At 35.8% G+C, this 20,508-nt stretch carries 15 protein-coding genes and 1 tRNA gene; 9 read left to right on the top strand and 7 right to left on the bottom strand.

Annotated elements, in window-relative coordinates:
* Positions 1-15 precede the first annotated feature (15 nt).
* Positions 16-474: a hypothetical protein gene (locus ACQWU4_RS03455; RefSeq protein ID WP_429934364.1), complete on the bottom strand. Its 459-nt coding sequence runs from the start codon at positions 472-474 to the stop codon at positions 16-18.
* Positions 475-670: 196 nt separating this feature from the next.
* Here ACQWU4_RS03455 and ACQWU4_RS03450 point away from each other — a divergent pair, with 196 nt between their 5' ends.
* Positions 671-1,747, top strand: a complete 1,077-nt coding sequence (locus ACQWU4_RS03450; RefSeq protein WP_429934363.1) for a sensor histidine kinase — start codon at positions 671-673, stop codon at positions 1,745-1,747.
* On the top strand, positions 1,744-2,469 hold the full coding sequence (locus tag ACQWU4_RS03445) for a LytR/AlgR family response regulator transcription factor (RefSeq protein ID WP_429934362.1): 726 nt from the start codon (positions 1,744-1,746) through the stop codon (positions 2,467-2,469). The genes ACQWU4_RS03450 and ACQWU4_RS03445 overlap by 4 nt, the downstream gene beginning before the upstream one ends.
* Position 2,470: 1 nt before the next feature.
* Here the strand turns inward: ACQWU4_RS03445 and ACQWU4_RS03440 are convergent, their stop codons facing one another.
* Positions 2,471-3,097: a class I SAM-dependent methyltransferase gene (locus ACQWU4_RS03440; protein WP_429935072.1), complete on the bottom strand. Its 627-nt coding sequence runs from the start codon at positions 3,095-3,097 to the stop codon at positions 2,471-2,473.
* 426 nt (positions 3,098-3,523) lie between these two features.
* On the opposite strand from ACQWU4_RS03440, the gene ACQWU4_RS03435 reads away from it, so the two are divergent.
* A complete protein-coding gene (locus tag ACQWU4_RS03435; RefSeq protein WP_429935071.1) occupies positions 3,524-4,879 on the top strand; it encodes a deoxyguanosinetriphosphate triphosphohydrolase in 1,356 nt (451 codons plus the stop codon).
* 58 nt (positions 4,880-4,937) lie between these two features.
* Here the strand turns inward: ACQWU4_RS03435 and ACQWU4_RS03430 are convergent, their stop codons facing one another.
* A complete protein-coding gene (locus ACQWU4_RS03430) occupies positions 4,938-5,285 on the bottom strand; it encodes a DUF4377 domain-containing protein (RefSeq protein ID WP_429934361.1) in 348 nt (115 codons plus the stop codon).
* Between the two features lie 138 nt (positions 5,286-5,423).
* Here ACQWU4_RS03430 and ACQWU4_RS03425 point away from each other — a divergent pair, with 138 nt between their 5' ends.
* Entirely contained in the window at positions 5,424-7,445 is a 2,022-nt protein-coding gene (locus ACQWU4_RS03425) for a hypothetical protein (protein ID WP_429934360.1), read from the top strand.
* Positions 7,446-7,648: 203 nt separating this feature from the next.
* Here ACQWU4_RS03425 and ACQWU4_RS03420 read toward each other — a convergent pair whose 3' ends face one another.
* From ACQWU4_RS03420 to ACQWU4_RS03410, 3 genes are all read right to left on the bottom strand, one after another.
* Positions 7,649-7,996, bottom strand: coding sequence for an Mpo1-like protein (locus tag ACQWU4_RS03420; protein WP_429934359.1), 348 nt, complete (start codon positions 7,994-7,996; stop codon positions 7,649-7,651).
* 120 nt (positions 7,997-8,116) lie between these two features.
* A complete protein-coding gene (locus ACQWU4_RS03415) occupies positions 8,117-9,793 on the bottom strand; it encodes an APC family permease (RefSeq protein WP_429934358.1) in 1,677 nt (558 codons plus the stop codon).
* Positions 9,794-9,904: 111 nt separating this feature from the next.
* Positions 9,905-12,145, bottom strand: coding sequence for a CocE/NonD family hydrolase (locus ACQWU4_RS03410; RefSeq protein WP_429934357.1), 2,241 nt, complete (start codon positions 12,143-12,145; stop codon positions 9,905-9,907).
* A gap of 237 nt (positions 12,146-12,382) precedes the next feature.
* Between ACQWU4_RS03410 and ACQWU4_RS03405 the strand changes: the two genes are divergently transcribed.
* Positions 12,383-15,346 (top strand): tetratricopeptide repeat protein, encoded by a 2,964-nt coding sequence (locus ACQWU4_RS03405; RefSeq protein WP_429934356.1) that lies wholly within the window; start codon positions 12,383-12,385, stop codon positions 15,344-15,346.
* Between the two features lie 65 nt (positions 15,347-15,411).
* Entirely contained in the window at positions 15,412-17,184 is a 1,773-nt protein-coding gene (locus ACQWU4_RS03400; protein ID WP_429934355.1) for a TonB-dependent receptor, read from the top strand.
* A 74-nt stretch (positions 17,185-17,258) separates the two neighbouring features.
* On the opposite strand, the gene ACQWU4_RS03395 is transcribed toward ACQWU4_RS03400, so the two are convergent.
* The gene (locus ACQWU4_RS03395) at positions 17,259-18,356 is read right to left on the bottom strand and encodes an alpha/beta hydrolase (RefSeq protein ID WP_429934354.1); all 1,098 of its coding nucleotides are present in this window, start codon (positions 18,354-18,356) and stop codon (positions 17,259-17,261) included.
* 285 nt (positions 18,357-18,641) lie between these two features.
* Here ACQWU4_RS03395 and ACQWU4_RS03390 point away from each other — a divergent pair.
* From ACQWU4_RS03390 to ACQWU4_RS03380, 3 genes are all read left to right on the top strand, one after another.
* A tRNA-Arg gene (locus ACQWU4_RS03390) sits at positions 18,642-18,713 on the top strand.
* A gap of 290 nt (positions 18,714-19,003) precedes the next feature.
* Complete coding sequence (locus ACQWU4_RS03385) at positions 19,004-19,816, top strand: helix-turn-helix domain-containing protein (RefSeq protein WP_429934353.1); 813 nt, start codon at positions 19,004-19,006, stop codon at positions 19,814-19,816.
* 84 nt (positions 19,817-19,900) lie between these two features.
* Positions 19,901-20,473 carry an ester cyclase gene (locus ACQWU4_RS03380; RefSeq protein WP_429934352.1) on the top strand — a complete coding sequence of 191 codons (573 nt, stop codon included), beginning with the start codon at positions 19,901-19,903 and terminating at the stop codon, positions 20,471-20,473.
* Positions 20,474-20,508: the final 35 nt, after the last annotated feature.

Genomic DNA, 20,508 nt, shown 5'->3' with positions numbered 1-20,508 from the left:
ACATTTAAAATTTAATCATTTAATCGTTCCTGAAACCTGAGACCATTTATTTAAAGTATGGATGGTAGACTGGAAGAAATTGAACAGAAATATTTTGTCATAAAAGATCTCAATACTGTTCTCAATGATAAAATCAGTATGAAGTAAAGTATCGGCAACCGCATCTTCTTCTACAAAAACAAACCAGACTTCTTTAAGCAGATTTCTTCTTTTAAACTCTTCAAAAGCATTCCAGTCAAAAGGAGCAGAATGTTTAAGATTATAAAATAAAATTCCTTTTTCGACACCATTTTCTTCCACTATATTAATAGGATGCTGAATGTAATCTAAAATTCTGATTTCAGAATGAAAACATTCCACGAAATGATGCAGATCTATCATCTGGATTACTTTCTCTTCCTGCTGGGCTTCTGTCATATAAAAACATTCTGAGGTTATTTCTTCTGTAAGTTCCTGAAAAACGGCTAATTCCATAAGCATAAAAATTCAACAGCGCAAAGAAAGAGAGAATAGCGCCTTGCTAAATTTTTTTTATACGAAACCGCTTCTATTTTATACGAAATCCACATATTATAAAATTCGTATAAAAAAATACAGGGTTTGTATAATATTATAAAGATTTCCTGCGTTATTGCCTATTTTTGTTCTATATTAAAGCTGACAGAATGTTATGAAATACGGCACACAAAGATTTAAAGAAACACTTGTCATGGACTTTCTGGTTGAAGACCGGTTTAAGTTCCGCCGGCATTTGCTGTTTCTTATTTTCTTTTTTTTACTGCTGTATGGTGCAAGATTCTGGCACTGGTACTCCGGAATTTATCAGTACTATATTCTGTTGTTTGTATATGCGGTACTGATTACCATGGTATATATTAATATATATATTCTGGTACCCAGATTTTTCTTTAAAACAAAATATATTACCTATCTCATCCTGCTGGTGCTTATGGGAGTTTTAGGTTTGAATATGATAAGCTATGGGTTTAAATTCTTTTTTGAAGATTTCAGAGTGGAAAATATCCGCAAGGAAGGAGAGAGGGGCAGCATCTATGAAGGAATACTGATGTGTATTCCCATTATTCTGACCACAACCACAGTAAAGCTGCTGCAGAAATGGATCAGTGACAGTAAAAGAATAACGGAACTCAACAATCTTACTTTGCAAATGGAGCTGAACGAACTCCGCAACCAGATCAATCCGCATTTCCTTTTTAATATGCTGAATAATGTAAAGGCACTTACAAGGACAGATCCTGAAAAAGCATCAGCAGTCATTGTCAAACTTTCAGAATTTCTAAGATATCAGCTGTATGAAAACGGGGAGGAGAAAACCCTTTTAATTTCGGAAATAGATTTTTTGTCGAATTTCCTTAATCTTGAAAAAATAAGAAGGGAAAATTTTTCTTTTGATATTAATGCAGAAGCAGAAAGCAGAACAGTAAAAAGTACTTTTATTCCACCGAATCTATTCACCACTTTTGTTGAAAATGCTGTAAAACACAGTGTAGATATCAGCAGTAAAGGATGTTATGTGAAAATAAATATAAACGTTGAAAACAAAATTCTTCATTTTACCTGCACCAACTCAATGAATCCAAGCCTGACCGTATCCAATACCAATTACAGCGGGCTGGGGTTGGCCAATATTAAAAGAAGGCTTGAACTTCTTTACGGAAATACTTTCAGCCTGGATATTACTTCCGGAGAAAAAGAATACACTGTCAATTTAAAAATTCCTGTATGAACTGTATTATAGTAGATGATGAACCTCTGGCAAGGGCAGAAATGCGTTCATTGATCAATGAAACATCAAAGGTTGAAATTCTGGGAGAGTTTTCCAATGCTCCTTCAGCTTTGGACTTTCTTAAAACCAATGATGTGGATCTTATTTTTCTGGATATCGAAATGCCTATGGTAACCGGACTGGAATTTGCCGAAATGCTGCCCAAAAGGTCTCTGATTATTTTCACTACGGCCTATTCCCAGTACGCTCTGAAAAGCTACGAACTGGAAGCTGTAGATTACCTTCTGAAACCAATAGATGCCAAAAGGCTGGATAAAGCTATAGAAAAGGCGATTCTTTACACAGAACTTCTGTCTAAAGATACAGTGAAAAATACAGTGGAATCCAACACCGCAGATTTTTTATTCATCAAGGCAGACAGGAGGTTCTATAAAATCAGTTTTTCAGATATTAAATTTATAGAAGGGCTGAAAGATTATGTGGTGATTCATACCCGTCAGCAGAAGCTCATCACAGCTATGAATCTTAAAACCATCCATCAGAAAATTTCATGGGAAACTTTTCTTCGGGTAAGCAAATCTTATGTAGTCAACCTCGACTTTATAGATTCATTTGACAATCATAACATCTATATTGATGAATCCGAAATTCCCATAGGAGAAGTTTACAGATCTGATTTCTTCACAAAATATGCCGGCGGATTCCTGAACTCAGAAGGATAGATTACTGCTTCTGGCCTACAAAACGAATCACAGAACCGGTCCCGTTATGAAATAAACCTTCATTAAGCTCAATTTCTTTTTCCTCCAGTTCAATAATGTCATAATCCGGAAAATCAGCTTTGATTTCTTCTGTTGAAAACAGCGATCCAATGTCTTTAGGTCCGCCAACTTTCTCATTTTTTGCTATGTATTCAAGATGCTTTTTACTGAATGCTTCAAAAATAACAATTCCTCCTTTACGCAGATATCGATCCAGCGTTTGATGTATAGAAGATTTGATGTCAGCAGTAAAATGTGCATAAATAAGGGCAATTGCATCAAACTGTTCTGTCTGGAAATTTAAGGATTTTAACTCTCCAATTTGATAATCAATAGACACATTATTATTTTCAGCAAGTCGTAAAGCCTTATTTTTTCCTTCGCTGCTGATATCAAAAGCCGAAACATTCCATCCTTTTATAGCTGCAAAAACGGCATTTCTTCCTTCGCCTTCTGCGGGAAACAGAATAATACCAGGTTTTAATTTTTCCAGCTGTTCTTTTAAATAATTATTGGGTTCTGTTCCGTAAGCGAAATCTTCGCTGCTGTATCGCTCATTCCATCTCTCGAGCCATGCATTATCTGTCATTTCGTAAGAATTCAAAGGTGATTAATTTTTACCAAATATCGGATGTTTTTTCAGTATCTCCCGAACGGAAAAACCATTGCTCAAAATAGATTCTGTAAATAAGATTTTTGAAATTAAGCAGAATAATTGTTTTTTTAATATAAGAATTTATTTAAACTTTATTTTTTGAACCATTAAGATATAATAAGTTGTTAAGAGTATTAAGATACCTTCTTAAAGTATTAAAATCAGAATGATTGATCTTAATTATACTTCATTCCTTAACTTGTTCTTAATGGTTCAAAAATAACAGAGTTTTTTTAATAAATTTAAACGGGCTTACGTTTCTGTCAGTTATTTTCCTTCAAATGACTACAGGCTTTACCTTTCAATAAAAATCCAAATACTGTTCCGTAAAAATAAAATTTGGAGTAATTTTGAAAAATGATGAATTTAAACCAGATTTTCACGAATCAGCGTACAGGAAACAATCCGCATACTAAAGCTTCAAGAACTGATTTTCAGAGGGATTTCGACAGAATAATCTTCTCTTCTGCATTCAGAAGACTGCAGAATAAGACTCAGGTTTTTCCTCTTCCGGGAAGTGTTTTTGTGCACAACAGACTAACGCACTCGCTGGAAGTTTCGTCGGTAGGGCGAAGTTTGGGAAGTATTATAGGTGAATTTATCTTTGATGCTTATAAAAGTGAACTTACGGAAGACTCAAAAAACTTCTATCTTCATAATTTAGGAAATGTAATTGCAGCGGCGTGTCTTTGTCATGATGTAGGAAATCCTGCCTTTGGACATTCAGGAGAAGATGCAATTGCAAGTTATTTTGAGCGTAATGAAAAAGACCTGAAACTGAAATTCAATGAAAAAGAATGGGCAGATCTTGTTAATTTTGAAGGAAATGCCAATGCCATAAGAGTTCTGGCGCAACGTCAGCAGGGGAAAGATGATGGCGGAATCCAGCTTACTTTTTCCACACTTGCCAGTATCGCAAAATATCCTTGTGAAGCGGTTGCCAAGAAAAAAGGGATTATTCACAGGAAGAAATTCGGATTTTTCCAGAATGAGAAAGATATTTTTCTGGAAATAGCAAAAGCAACGAATTTAATCCTGGAAAATGAGGAACCCTATATTTTTAAAAGACATCCTTTCGTATGGCTTGTAGAAGCTGCGGATGACATCTGTTATAATATAATAGATATGGAAGATGCCCACAGATTGGGAATTGTATCTACAGCAGACTGTGAAAACCTGTTTTTTGAATTAATAAGGTCTGAAAGTCATGATACGGACAGAGTTAAAAATAAATTAGCTTCCATTTCCAATGAAAATGAAAAAATCTCTTATCTGAGGGCAAAAGCGATTAATGCGCTGATCAATAAATCCCTTGAAATTTACAAACATAATTTTGAAAATATTCTTCAGGGAAATCTGGGGAACGGGCTTCTTGATATTTATAAATCCGAGAACCGCGCTTTGCAGGATATAGAGGCATTCTCCATTGAAAAGATTTACAATCATAAAGCGGTGGTGGAAATTGAAAACGCAGGTTACAATGTAATGTATGAACTTCTTGATCATTTTATTCCATCCATTCTGAAACCAGAGGATGAGCGAAAATCTTATGATAAAAAAGCACTGAAACTGATTCCGAAACAGTTCGTTTATGAAGAAGGAACAGATTATCAGAAAGTACTTGGTGTTATAGATTTTGTTTCAGGAATGACTGATAATTTTGCGACCGATCTTTACAGAAAAATTAAAGGGATTGATATCGGAATGACCGTTTAATCTGAAAGAACTATAGATCTAAAATAAAAACTCCCGGAATTTCCGGGAGTTTTTTGTATTATTTCTTGGTTTTGGAAACCTCTTTGATCAATGTGTATTTTATGGAGGATCCGTCAGCCGGAGGATTGGCAATTTTTTCGGTTTTTACTTTTAAAACATATTCATATCCCGGTTCATAGGTAAATCCTTCAATATTTGTATAGAAATTGGTCCAGTTTTCTGAAGCCTTTTCTTTTACCTGCAGACATTTCATAGGGGCTACTCCTGTACAGTCTGCAGTTTCAGGTCCTACGATGAATGTTTTTTCATCTGCTCCGGCAGCATTGGCCGTAGTGGTACATTGTGTTATTGCGAATAGGGCTGCTGCAGGAACAATTCCTTTTAGAATGGTTGCGATAATTTTCATAAACTTTATTTTACATCTTAGGTCCAATTACTATGCCGAATTTTTTGACGCAGTTCTTCTATTGTTTTTTAGTTTTTAATTATTTAATTTGAGCGCTTCTAAAAATTTAACCAAAGGACACAAATACTAAAATATAATATGAATAATCCAATTCAAATTGAAAATTATAAAATTCAGAAACCTGAAAAATGGGCAGGAAATATAGAAGATCATGAGCTTATTGATAAGATCAAAGACTCTGAATTTTCCAGGAAACAGATTGATGAAGGAAGAGATTACTGCTATTTTCTTGATAAAAAATATTATACAAGCAATACCGAAAACAGTGAATATGTTTGTATGGCCTATACGCTCAATGAACCGGGAAATCTGGAAAGGGCTTCTGTTTCGGAGGTTATTGTAGAGGAAAATGAAGTATACAGTATTCACAGGATCAGTGTTCTGAGAGATGGAGTGTTAATTGATAAAATTCCGGATACCAAAATAAAAGTACTGGACAGTGAGAATCAGAGCAGCGGAGGGATTCTAAGCAGTAACAAGAAAATTAATATTACGATTAAGGATCTTCGTCTTTATGATGTCCTGATTCTGGAAGATTCAAGATTTAAAGCATTTACAGAGCGAGACTTTCTGAGAAAGGAATTTTCAAAGTATGTATGGGTAAGTCCGGATAATTACTGGGCATATGGCAGCTTTAAATTTACTTTTATCAATGACCGGGAACAGGATATTGCTTATAAAAAAACGTTTTTCAGGGATGAACAGGGAAATGTTCTGGAACCCGAGATCCATTATCTGAAGAAAGGAGAGAGGCTTTTGATCGAAGAAGAGAATTATATCAATCCGGTAGATGCGAGCCGTGAGATTTTCCCTTTTATAGATTTTGCAACAGTAAGCAACTGGAAAGATCTGTCCAACTATATTGCTCCGATTTATGAAGAAATATACAATAGATATTCTTTAAAAGATTTTGCCCCCAATCTTGCCGAAAAGCTGGATGCAGTATCCGGTCAGGATGAAAAGCTCCAGTTTGCCATAGAATATGTACAGAACCATATTTATTATATTTTCAATGCAGACGAGATGAACGGGCATAAGCCGCAGGAACCTTCCGTCACCTATGAAAATAAACAGGGCGATTGCAAGGCAAAATGTGTTCTGCTGAAAGTTATTTTAGATTATATCGGTGTGGATTCTTCGGTAGTTCTCGTTAATTTTCATACGGATTACTATATCAAATATTACCTTCCTTCGTTGCTTAGTTTTAATCATGTGGTGGTAAAGATCAATTATAAGGGTCAGGAGTATTTCATCGATGCTACAGTCCGTGATGAATTCGGGCTGATTGAAAACCGTGGCTTTATTTATTTTATGCATTACCTGGAAGTGAAACCGGATCAGGTACTGCAGGAAAGAAAATCACATAAGTTTCCGTATTACTGTATTGATGAAAAGGTTGAGTTTAATGCCCAGAATACTATAGGACAATTGAAATTGACCACCACTTACAAAGGAAACCGCGCCAACGCAATGAGAAGGTATTTTAAAAGCACCAATAAAAGGGAAATCATAGACAGTTGGAATAGCTTCCTGTTTTATGGGCTTAATTATTCCGGCGACAGAAACGGAACAGATGTCAGGAATATTTTCAAAGATGCAGTGATTGATATTGTAAGTGATGATAAAAAACTGAATGAATTCAAGATTCATTACGCCGCTACAGTAGAAAATCCTTATTATGTAGATCCGCAGAAAAACCGTTTTTTAATGTATTTTGACCGGAATGTTATCAAGGCAGGCGCAAGGGATTTTATGCATAAGGATCTTTCTTTCTGGCATAATTTCGACAGTGAAAAGTATGAGATCAATTTATATACAGATCAAAAAATTGATACCCAGGAAAAATATACGGTTCAGGAAAGCACCATAAGCAATCCGTATTTTGATTATAAAAGCCGTAAAAAAATTACTAAAAACGGAGCTACAGTTTTTATAGAATATAACCCTCTGGTGAATCTGGAAATTCCGCAGGATAAGTTTGAAGCATTCCGGGAAGATCATCATACTGTGGCAGACAGTAACTTTGGATTGGGGATTGATATTATTGAACCCGGCTTGATGAATATGATTAAATTTAACTTTAAAAAGAAGTTTAAATAATATTGATAATCAGTATTTTAAAAATATTACTTAAATTTAAGTTTAATGTTTTTATTTTAAAGTTTCGGCGGCCGGAGGCCGCCGAAACTTTAAAAATTACCCAAAGAACATCTATTAAAATGTACTTCTGAAACATTCAATACTAAACTAAATAAACTTAAGAGTCAAAAGTCTTTTGTGAATTTTGTAGTCCAAAAAATAGGTTAATGTAAACTCTCAGAATCTTTTGCTTCAGGAACTGTTCCCCTGAATTTCTGTTTGCCTGTCAACAATTCAAAAAACAATCTGAAATCAGAAATCAATGACCACAAAGGATATTTGAATGTAGCGGGTTTATTCTTCTCAATGACAGCATGACTGAACCATGCGAAACCGTATCCTACGATTGGAATATACCATAGAAACCTTTCCTTGCCTGAGCTGATAACATACCAGATTACAACAAATACCAGAAGAGTTCCGATAAAATGAAAGATTCTTGTTCCTGTTTTACTGTGTTCAGTAAGATAGAACTGATAGAATTCTCCGTAAGTTTTTATTCTTTGTGACATGGTGAATCAGTTTATAGTTATATTGAAAACTATGCAATAATTCTGCCGATTTAATGAAAAATAAAGGGCAAATTCACCGGATTGCGAATTTGCCTTTTATTATATTTATTTAGATAATTTTTATGCTGTTTCCTTTCTGAGCTTACTGTTTTTATAACCGTAGCAGAAATAGATTATCAAACCTAAAGCGAACCATAGACCGAACCAGAACCAGTTCTCATGGCTCATTCCCGTAAGGAGATATAGGCATGAACTTAAACCGATTAATGGAATCAATGAGAAATTTTTAATAAAGGCAAAAATGCACAGAACCAGATTAATCAGGATGAATACGAAAATAGAAGCTCTGAATTCTCCTTCTTTGGGATCGCTCCAGTCCATTAAATTGGTAAAAAACTCAGGCTGCCACAAATAGAAGCCAATTAATCCGCCAATGAAAATAACGGGGAATATGATTTTACCGTTAACATACGGAAGGTGAAATCTGCCTTTGATCTTTTCTTTTGCCGGAAGCATTAAGACCCCTGCACAAACCAGTACAAAAGCGAAGATTGTTCCGATACTTGTAAAATCAAGGATAAATGTTTTATCGGTAAACAGAATAGGAACTCCTACTGCAATTCCTGTAATAATAGTTGCAAATGAAGGTGTTTTATATTTTGGATGTACAGTCTTGAATTTCTCAGGCATCAGCCCGTCACGGCTCATGGCGTACCAGATCCTTGGCTGTCCCATTTGGAATACCAGTAATACGGTAGTAATAGCAACAATAGCCACGAAAGAAACAACAAGTTCCATCCATGCTACATTTGCATTAGATTTTTCAAATATGAATGAAAGCGGGTCACCTATACCGTCAAATTTCCTGTAATCAACCATTCCTGTTAAAACAAGAGTTAAAGCAATATAAATTACCGTACAAAGTACAAGAGAGATAATCATCCCTTTCGGAAGCGTTTTCTGAGGGTCTTTGGTTTCTTCGGAAAGAACACTTAATGCATCAAAACCGATGTAGGCAAAGAAAACCCCTGAAACTGCGCTCATAACTCCTGCAAAACCATTAGGCATGAATGAAGCCACCTGGGTTTCCGGATTTACAGGTGTCCAGTTATCCGTATTGATGTAAGCAAAACCTACAAGGATTACGAGAACAATAACCGCCAGCTTTAAAATAACCAAAGAATTATTGAAATTTTTACTTTCTTTTACCCCTACATAACAAAGCCATGTAATCAAACCGTTGATTACCAATGCAGGAACGTCAACGATGAACTTTAAACTTCCGATCAATGGTGCAGTGCTCCATGCATTTAAAAGTTCTTTATTTTCGGAACCGGATAGAAAAGCTTTTTTGGCTTCCGTATAACTGCAGGTAAGATAATCAGGAATGTGCATACCCAGACGCCCTAAGAAGCTGGTGAAATAATCAGACCAGGAAAAAGCAACGTAAATATTCCCGAAAGAATATTCCATGATCAGTGCCCATCCGATTACCCAGGCAATCAGTTCCCCAAAACTTGCATACGCATATGTATAAGCGGAACCGGCTGTAGGAATTCTACTCGCAAATTCAGCATAGCATAATGCTGTAAAACCACATGCAAAACCACAAATTAAATACAGTAGAATAACTCCGGGACCACCTCTGAAAACCGCTTCACCTAAGCTGCTGAAACTTCCGGCTCCGATAATGGCCGCAATACCAAAAAAAACAATATCCCAAACACCTAAAACCCTTAAAAGGCTTGTAGACGTATCTGTTTCTGAATAGTTTTTCCTTCTAAAAAGTTGATTCATTCAATATTTATTTGAGTTTGAAAAAAAGCAAATGTAATGATTTTTTATTTTGATGTTAACCGTCATCTTAATATTTAGTTAAAAATGCAGAAGTTTATAGGCTAAAAGCCTTTATTCTTGATAAATAGGTATTTCCACATAGCTGTCATTGTACCATTTTATTTCCAGTGGTTCACCGGCATCTTTTATGGTTTCATCACTTACATCTTTTCCGGTTCCGTAGTTGATCTGCCAGCTTGGGGTTTTATTTACACCGACTAACAAAACCAGTTTGCTTCCTTTTTCTATTTTTTTACTGATGAATATTGAATTTATAATAGGGATCTGTTCTATTTTACCGGGTGTAAGGAGCTGACGTACAGCATTGTTTTTTGCGTAGCTTGCTCTTACAATATGAGTGGATAGCAGAAACGTTTTTCCATCCGGCTGTACCTGATATAGGTAGGTATCCGTATCAAAATCTTTTTTATTGATGGCAACATTGAAAAAGCCAGACAGATTTCCACTGATAATAAGGTCTTTGTCTAAAACCTCACTTTCAAAATGAATGGAATTTGTAGTTTTAACACTATCAACTTTGCTTACTTTGTAATAGGTGTCTTTTTGGTCCCTGTTTTTAAAATCCACGGTTTGTTTAACGAAGTTTTTCTCGCTTGGCTGATTAAAAACTGATGAAGCGTTTTTATGGTCCTGAAGATAAAATTTAACCGTTGAAGTATGCATTTTTTCCAGAGTGGGAACATGTTTCCACGTATTTGTATTCATCACCTGAAAATTGATCTTATCTTTTAAAAGCTCAGGTTTTTTACCGTTTTTCAGGATATAATCAAACCACGAAAAAGCCAGATCATCAATGCTTATTCTCGCTGCAGTATCTATTGGCCTGCCGCCGACATAAGTAAATCCGTAACTTTGTGCTCCGCCATGATCATAAGGACCCATTACCAGATAATGATTGGCATTTTTATTATACTGATGATGAGCTTTAAAATAAGATAGTGCCCCGATCTGGTCATCGTCATAATAGCCCGTAGTTGTTAAGATCGGGATATTGATGTTAGCAAAATCCTCTTTATAAGGAACCATTTTCTGCCAGTATTCATCATATCCCGGATGATCCAGCCATCTCTGAAAGATCTTGTTGGGTTTACCGCTTATCGTATCCAGAGCTCTGAACGATTTTCCGCTTTTGTACCATGCAGTATTAATGGAATCCCATTTCGTGGAATTGTTAAAATCCGCTTCATCCGTAAGCTTATTGTTAGTTACATAATTGATCCACTGCAGCATATAGCTCATAAAAATATTATTTTGGGCCGGATAGTCTATTCCGATTCCTACAGCGACCTGCGGAACAATTGTCTTTAAAGCCGGATGTAGTTTCTTTACCGCAGCCCACTGGCTGAAACCCAGATAGCTTCCGCCAATCATTCCAACTTTACCGTTGCTCCAGGGTTGTTTGCTTATCCAGTCGATTACTTCATAAATATCCTGGGATTCATGTTCAAAAGGATTATTCTCATCATTGCTGTTTCTCTTGCCACGGGTGTTTACAACTGCTCCTACATAGTTATAAATAGCCGCTCTCTTTCCGAAATAAGTATCAAAAGGTCCCGCATAGATATTGTTTGTGAGAATAACAGGAAGAGGGGATGTGTTTTCCTTTTTTCTGACGATGGTGATGGTCAGTGTGCTCCCGTTTTTTGTTTTCAGATCTTTGGTCTCGATGATGAATTTCTCCTGCTCTTTTGCCTTTGCTAGATCCATTATCTGCGGTTTAATCCCGGAATAGGTCTTATAATTCAAATAATTATTACATAGAGCCAGTGCTGTCCCGTAATCTATGCTGTCTTTATCTTTCTGCTTATCCAGACTCTCTTTCAGAAGTTTTCTTGCAGCAGCAACATCTCCATCAACGGCCATATTTACTTTAGTGATTAATTTGTCCGTGAGGCTTTCATATTTTTTATTAAATGCTTTTTGAAGGGCATCATGAAAAGATATTTTGTCTTTTTCCTCAGCCAGTTTTGCCAGACTGTAGAATTCATAAGCAATGAATCTGTTTCCTGCCATACTGTGATCAGCGAATTCATTCCGGTAATCTGATAATGTGGCAACGGATTTTTTATAATCCTTAGCTACCATTTGCAGACGGAAAAGATTATCCGAAAAAGCAATTTTATTTGTGTTTTTTAATTTCTGCAAACGTGGTTGCGTTATCAGTTTTGAGGCAAGAAGCGGCATCTGTTTATCCAGAACGGTAGAGTCAGTCACTGCAGTTTTTGGAAAGTAAAATTTTTGAGCCTGCAGTAGATTGACAAAAATTAATGCTAAAAGTATTCTAATTTTCATGTTATGGTATGTTTTTAGCTGCTGTAGAATGAGGATTAAATCAAAATATTTTTTGACGGTTCAATATTGATTCTCTGTTCAATTTTGCTGACACTAAAATAATCATTTTTTGTCATCAGACAGGGAAATGTATTTAATTGATATTTTGGATTATTAAACCTTTAAAACTTGCTTAAACAATAAGTTTTTAATATTTTCGTTAACTTATATAGACTAATCTTTTTATTCAGAAAAAGAATGAATTCAAAAAAAATCCTTCTCTCAGCTGCCGTGCTTTATTTCGGAATTTCCGAAGCGCAACAGTCACAGTACTTTACACAGAAAGAAAACTACAGATTCAACCTCGCCGAAAATCTTTATCAGACCAAAATATACAATGCTTCCCAGTTCGAATATGCAAGACAATACTTCTATAACCAGAACTTGTCCAAATCGAGAAAAGAAGCAGCACAGTTTTTTGATAATGTGATCGGGGTGATTCTTCAGAAAAATCATGCAGAGGAAGGGTTGACTGCCTTCATGAAAGAGTATCCGAATTCTGCATATTTTGCTCAGGCTAATCTTCCATTGGCTGATTATTATTTAGCCAAAAAAGATTTTGAGAAAGCTCTGGAGACCCTGAAAAAAGTGAATCAGTACCAGCTTTCAAAAGAAGAAAATACACAGTATATTCTGAAACTGGGCTACGCCAAATTCATGATGGGAGATACCAAAGGAGCTACAGACGCTCTTGAGGAAGCCTATAAAACAGCTGATGAATCTCAAAAAGGAGATATAGCTTATATGCTGGGACATCTTTATTACTCAAACAGACAGAGTGATAAGGCTTTCCAGTATTTTGATTCGGTAAAAGACCAGCCTAAGTTTTCTAAACTGGTACGTCCTTATTATGTACAGATGTACTATAACGACAAAAATTATGACCAGGCAATTACAGAAGGAACAGCTCTTCTGAACGAAGATATTTCCGATTCTTACAAAGCGGAGGTTCGCAAGATCATCGGGGAAAGTTACTTCATGAAAAATGATTATACTTCGGCTTATCCGCACCTGAAAGATTACCTGAATGTACAGCAGAACCCTTCTGAAAATGACCTTTATGAAATGGGATTCGTAGCTGCCCAGCTTAAAAAATATGATGAGGCAGTTTCTTATTATAATCAGCTTGTTAACAGCAATTCAGCGCTTGCACAGAATGCTTACTATCAGTTGGGGAATGCCTATCTGGCGGTAGATAAAAAACAGGAAGCCCTTTCAGCATTCCGTTCTTCTTATCAGATGGATTATGATGCCAAAGTAAAGAAACTGGCACACGAACAATATGCAAAATTAAGTTATGATATAGGAAACCCATTTGAAAGCCCTTCTGCGGTGATTCAAAGCTATATCAATAACAATCAGAATGATGCGAATGCTCCGGAAATGAGATCGCTCCTTGTGAAATCATATTTATACTCCGGAAATTATAAGGAAACCCTTAATGCGATCGACAGACTTAAGGATTCTACCCCTGAAATCAATAAAGTGGATCAGGAGGTTTCCTATTTATTAGGAACGGAGGAATTCAACAAAGGGAATTATGACGAGGCAGAAACGTATTTCCTGAGAAGTTTAGGATTTAATATCAATAAAGAATTTTATAACAGAGCATTATACTGGTTGGGACAGGTGTATTACCAGAAGGGAAATTATCCCTCTGCCATTGCCCGTTATGAAAAGCTGCTTAACGAAAACTTTCCTGAAAAACAGCAATTGCCGTATGATTTGGGATATGCTTATTTTAAAGCTAAAAAATTCGACCAGGCACAGACCTATTTCAAACAGTATCTGAGCAATCCGAAACCTGAATTTAAAAACGATGCGGAACTTCGTCTGGCAGATATTCACTATGCGAATAATGACCTGAACGAAGCTATTGCAATTTATGATAAGAATGAAGATGCGACAGATTACACTTTATATCAGAAAGCAATGGCTTTAGGATTTAAAGGCGATACACAGGCAAAGATCACTAATCTTAAAAATCTTTTATCCAAATATCCGGATTCGGAATATTATGACGATGCCCAGTATGAAATGGGAACGGCATACGCAGCTCAGGATGATTTTACGAATTCCAATGATGCTTTTGCGAAAGTGATCAAAACATCTTCGGATAAAGATCTTGTTGCGAATGCATCCATCTACAGGGCACAGAATTATATTGACCAGAACCAGAGCGATAAAGCACTTTCTGAGCTTAAATCTTTAGGTGAGCAATATAAAAATACGGCTTACGCTGAAAAGATTGTTCAGGCTGCAAAACCTCTTTTCACGAAAAACGGCGACGTTTCAGGATATGAAAGCTTTGCAAAAAGCATCGGGGTAAATGTGGCCGCATCTGAAATAGATGAAATCAACCTTTCTACCGGGAAACAGTATTTCACGAAGAAAGACTATAAGAATGCCATTTCTTACTACGAAAAATATTTAACTCAGAATCCTACCGGAGAAGGTCTTTATCAGGCTAAATACGAGCTGGGAGAAAGTTATTACCAAACCAATAATGCTACGAAAGCGCTTCTTGTTCTTCAGGAAGTGGCATCGGTTCAGAATGATTACCAGGATGATGCTCAGACTCGTCTGGCACAGATTTTTGTAGCTCAGGGGAATACGGCAGAAGCCAAAAAATATCTTGAAAATATTAAAAACTCTTCTGACATCAACATTAAAAATTATGCTAATGTTGAGTTGATGAAGATTTATGCAGGCGAGAAAAACTTCTCCCAGGCTGAAAAGCTGGCGGACGCAGTGATCGCAAACACGAAAAACTCTGCAGCAGTTATTGAAACTGCAAAAGTGATCAAAGCGAGAAGCTTAATGAATTCAGGAAAAGATAAGGACGCACAGACGGCTTATACTTCTCTTGAGAAATCTTCCAATACATCTGTGGCAGCAGAAGCATTATATGCCAAAGCCTATTATCAGAATAAAGGAAAAGCATTCAAGTCGTCGAATGAGACAATCTTTAAACTGGCTAACAATTATGCTTCCGAAGATTACTGGGGAGCAAAAGCTTTGGTGCTGATGGCTAAAAACTATGTGGGACTGAAAGACAATTACCAGGCAAGCTACACCTGCGACCAGATCATCGAGAATTACAAAGATTTCCCGGAGATTGTAGCAGAAGCAAAAGAGGTTAAAAAGCAGATTAAAAAGTAAAAGTAGTATCGTGTTCATGTAAATATCATTAAACATTTTACATGAGTACATAAATACAAAGAATAATGAACAGAAAAATTCAATTATTATCCATATTATTTTTAGGGTTTTCGCAGTTTGCGTTTGCCCAGATCAAGGAGGAAAAACTGATTCTTAATAAGAAGCGGGAGCCAGAGGTGAAGAAGATCGAGAAGAAGAAGACTTCTGTGGAAACCATTAAGAATTATCCGCCGGAAGAAAAATCCCAGAATCCTGTAAAGTATACCATTACGGATGTGCCTGCAGTTTCGGATTTTAAAACTTCTACCATTCAGGGGCAGGATGTGACTCCGAAATTTGAGGGAACAGCTCAGAACAATTACGTTCAGTTTGGAATGGGTAACTTCGGAAAAATCCTTGCAGATGCCAATATTTCCAAAACACTTGACAATAAATTAGAAGTTGGAGCAGATTTTCACTTTCTATCTACATTAGGCCTGAAAAAAGAATATGCGTGGGATTCTAAACAGAGTTCTACGGCAATCGGAGCTTATTTAAATTCATACGGTGAAAAAGGGAAATTCAACCTGAATGCTCAGTATGGTTTGGATAATAACAGATATTACGGAATTTATGCCTTAGAACCGGCTGCAGATGTAGATTTGAAGCAGAAAGTAAACCAGTTTAAGGTGAATGGATATTATGATTTTTATTCCAATGAAATTTTAAATGATGTAAGGGTGAAATCTTCTTTCCTGAAAGATCATTTTGATGCGCAGGAAAATCAGGTTTCCATCTTGGCAAATCTTTCAAAGCATGCCGTTGAAATTGGCAAATCAGGAATCAATTTAAATGCAGATTTGGGAGTAGGTATTGAAGCTGTGAAAACAGAATTTGCCATCAGAGATAAAAATTCATCCAATTTCTTCAATACAACTTTAGATCCGAAAGTAACGTTCAGAAAAGGAGATTCTTATTTAATGCTTGGATCTACATTTTCTTTCCTGAACGCCAAGAATTCAAATGATCTGCTTGGCGGGGAAGTGAAAAACAATAAAACATACTGGTTTCCACAGGCGGAATTCCAGTTTGCTGCTGCTAAAGAATTTAAGTTCTATGGAGGGGTAGACGGCGGTCTTAAACTGAATACGTACGGAGACCTTTTACAGGCGAATCCATTCATCGTTTCTGACCAGTTTTTAAGACCTACTGAGACTCAGTATCATTTTTACGCAGGTTTGAGAGGGGATATTGATGAAACCTTCAAATATGACGTTTCCGCAGGCTATGGAAAGATGAGAAATATTATGTTCTTCCAGGGAAATAACCTGTTTGATGATACTTATACTCTGAACCGTTCTGCATATAATTTTGCCAACACATTTTCTGCCGTATATGATGACGGAAATGTAAGTGATATCAAAGGAAGTTTACAGTATTTCCCACTTGAAAACCTGATTTTAGATGCAGAAGTAAAGTTTACAAAGTACGATCTTAAAAACTATAAGGATATTTATAATGTTCCTTTATTAAATGCAAGTATCGGAGCGAAATATACCATGCTTGACAAAAAACTATTGTTAGGATTCAAGGGGATTTTTGCAAGTGACAGAACAACGAATTCTTTTGCCATTGAAGGGGTAGCAAATCCGGGAGGAATGGCATATCAGTCTACGGAAGACAGAAATGACAAAGTAGGTGGCTATGCAGATCTGAACCTTTCTGCGGAATATAAATTTCATAAAAACTTCAGCGTTTTTGCCATCGGAAATAACCTTCTGAACTCGAATTATCAGACATATAAAGGGTATAAGGTCCTGGGTGCACAAATTCTGGGGGGTGTGAAAATTACGTTCTAGACTTTAAGATATTTTAATAAAATAAAAAGCCTTACATTCCGGATGTAAGGCCTTTTTGTTCTTATAAAGTGTATTTATTTTTTGTCTGTAACAGTTGGCAGGACATCATTTAATAAGGTAACCAACATCTTTCCGGGTTCTTCCCAAGGGATAAGATGGGCGGAATTTTCAAACCAGATTCCTTTTTTTACAGGTGCTTTTACATTTTGTAACCATGTATTTGTAGGCTCAGAAGGAGTTGTGTAATCATGTCGCCCCATGAACATAAAAACTGGGATTGGAAAGTTTTTTACTCCTTTAAAATCAACGTTTAAAAACTCAGGTAGAAGTCTTTTCAATGTAAAAAGGCTTCCGCCACCAAGGGCATCAAGATCCTTTTCCGAATACTCTGAGAAGAGCAGAGGTGCCTGAAAATAATACCTAGAATTATTTCTGAATGCAGTAAGCCCGCCATAATACTGCGGCCATTTCCTTGCGATGATAATTCTTTCTCTTGTAACCGGTTGATTTCCGGGATAGGGTGCAATAGATTTCAGTTCTTTTATAGCTATGTCATTTTTTAAACGGATTGCTTCTTTTAAAGCATATTCTACACTTAAACGCTCATTGTCTTTGGTATTGATGATCTGACCAATTCCTACATAAGCATAAAAAAGATCAGGTCTTTTCAGGGCTGCATTCATAGAAACAATAGTTCCCCAGCTGTGTCCCATTAATATGACTTTTTTCTTGTTATATTTTTTCTGAATATACTCTGCCAATTGAATAGCATCCTTCACATATTGATCAATGTGTATGGTTTCTCCCAAATTAACGGTATCATTAATGGCATAAGTTTTTCCGGCTGCTCTCTGATCATAATTAACTACTGTGAAATATTCTTCAACAGGTCTCTGAAACATCCACATGACCGGAGCTACGGGGGAGGCTGGTCCGCCATGAACAAATAATATTATCGGGTTTTCTTTATTCTGTCCTCTTACATATACCTGCTGCTTTATATTTCCTATAGTGACAGGATAACTTTCCTGGATCCCGTTTGGTGAAACAATTGAATCCAGATCCTTAATGATTTCTTTGGCTTTGGCATACTCATCATTAGGTTGATTATTCTGTGCAAAGAATGCAACTGCCCAGAACAACAAAAAAGCTGACAATACTTTATTTCTCATAATTTTTTAATCTGTAAAACATATAATATGTTTATAATATAAGTCTGAAATTTATTTTGGATGTTACATGTTCTGTTTTAAATATCTGAGCTTTAATTATTTGTCCCTATTGACAATTTTTGCTTAATAATTTTCTCAACTGATCACTTGTGAAAAAGATGATTTATCCTGTCAATGATTTTGGAATTAAACTTTTGCAGGCTTTATAAATTGTAAAAAAATCAGTATTTTCGCAGTCGGAATCATAGCAATGATACTCTGAGATTATTTATTGCTTATGAGTAAGGCTGCATAGTTTAATGGATAGAACTTCGGATTTCGGCTCCGACAGTGAGGGTTCGAATCCTTCTGCGGTCACTTTTTAATAAAAAGAGAATTTGTAAATTGAATAATTGCATTTTCTCTTTTTTTGTTTGGATGATATTTAAAAGAATTAAAGCAGTATTATATTCATGAAAATTAAAATAGCATAGATATATGGATCATGTTTCAAGCATGTTCTGGAATTAAGCTATTCATTTCCTTTTTTATTTAAAAATAAAAACAATTTACTTATACTATATTCAAGATACATTTCCCATTAACATTCAATCTGAGTTTATAAAAATATTTTTATGTAAATTAGGATGATGAATGAAATTTTTAAAATGTTCAAAATAGATGTGGCAGAATCTGAGAGAATAAGCCGTTTAGAGAATGATCCGCATTACCATGATTTTGAGGAGCTGCTGATCGGGAAATCCGGTCAATTGGAACATTTTATTGATTCAAAATCTCAGCTGATGGATGCTCCGTTTGTGAGTTTTATTGCTCAGGGAAAAGTTCATCGGGTTCGGCCTTTGGCAAAAAATGATAAATGCGATATTTGGGCAATACGTTTCAAAACCGAATTTATTGCGGATACCGTTTTTCAGCTGTATGCTACTTATCACGACAAAGCCAATATTTGTCTTAAAACCGATGAATGTTTTGAAAGACTCAATATAATTTGTGAAATAATCTATCAGGAATATTTACAGCCTGCTCCGGACCTGTCTGTTATCAGGCAGCTGTTAAGCAGTTTATTTACTATTATAGAATCCGAAAGAAAAAAACTTAACCTTAACAATGATGAATCGAAAAAGATTCAGGGATTAACATTTAAGAATTTTCTACAGCTTTTGGAAACACATTATAAAGAAGCAAAAGATGTGAATTTCTATGCTGAAAAACTTTTTATGTCCACAAGAAATCTCAACTTGATTTGTCAGGATATCTTGCATCAAAGCGTATCCGAAATCATTGAAACCAGAAAACTGACTGAAGCCAAGAATCTTTTAATTACAACAGATAAGACAATTGCTGAAGTTGGTTATGAACTTGGATTCAATGAAAAAACCTATTTTACATATGCTTTTAAGAAAAAATCGGGCCTTACTCCTTCTGAATACAGAAAAGAAATGGCAAAACTGATTTCCTAAAATCACAACTATTTTTCTGATTTGTGTTATCCCTTCATTCTGTTGTTTTCAGAAATTTGTCTCATAATTTTAAAACAATAGAAAATGAAAAATTCATTTATTACAAAAGCAGTTTTTATAACATCATTTGTAGCAATGCTGGGGCTTACGGCCAATGCCCAAAGCAAAAAAAATTCAGAAAGCGAAAAAGCACTAAAGCAAATCAAGGAATTGGCAGCAGCCAATGAAATTATTTCTAAAAACCTGGCAACCTTTGATACGTTGGACTATATAGTTTTCAGTAACAGGGAATGGACCCGTCTTCATGAAAGTCATGCTAAAGATATTCTGGTACACTTTCCGGATGGACATACTGAAAAAGGATTGGATCAGCATATCAAAACACTGGATGCAATGTTTGTTTATGCTCCCGATACAAGAATCAAAGAACATCCGATCAAAATAGGAAGTGGAAATATCACGGCAGTAATGGGATATATGGAAGGAACATTTACCAAGCCAATGCCTTTGGGTGACGGAACATTTATACAGCCGACAGGCAAAAAATTCAGACTTCCGATGGCAACTATTGGTATTTGGAAAACGGACGGTACTATGAGTGAGGAGTATCTGTTCTGGGATAATAAATCTTATATGGATCAGATTATGGCTAAGTAAGCCTGAAATAAGCTTTTACATTCATAAAAAGAGAT

Source organism: Chryseobacterium sp. MIQD13 (assembly GCF_050496705.1).
GTDB lineage: Bacteria > Bacteroidota > Bacteroidia > Flavobacteriales > Weeksellaceae > Chryseobacterium.
Note: the sequence above shows the minus strand (reverse complement) of the source record. Positions and strands in the feature narration are given on the sequence as shown.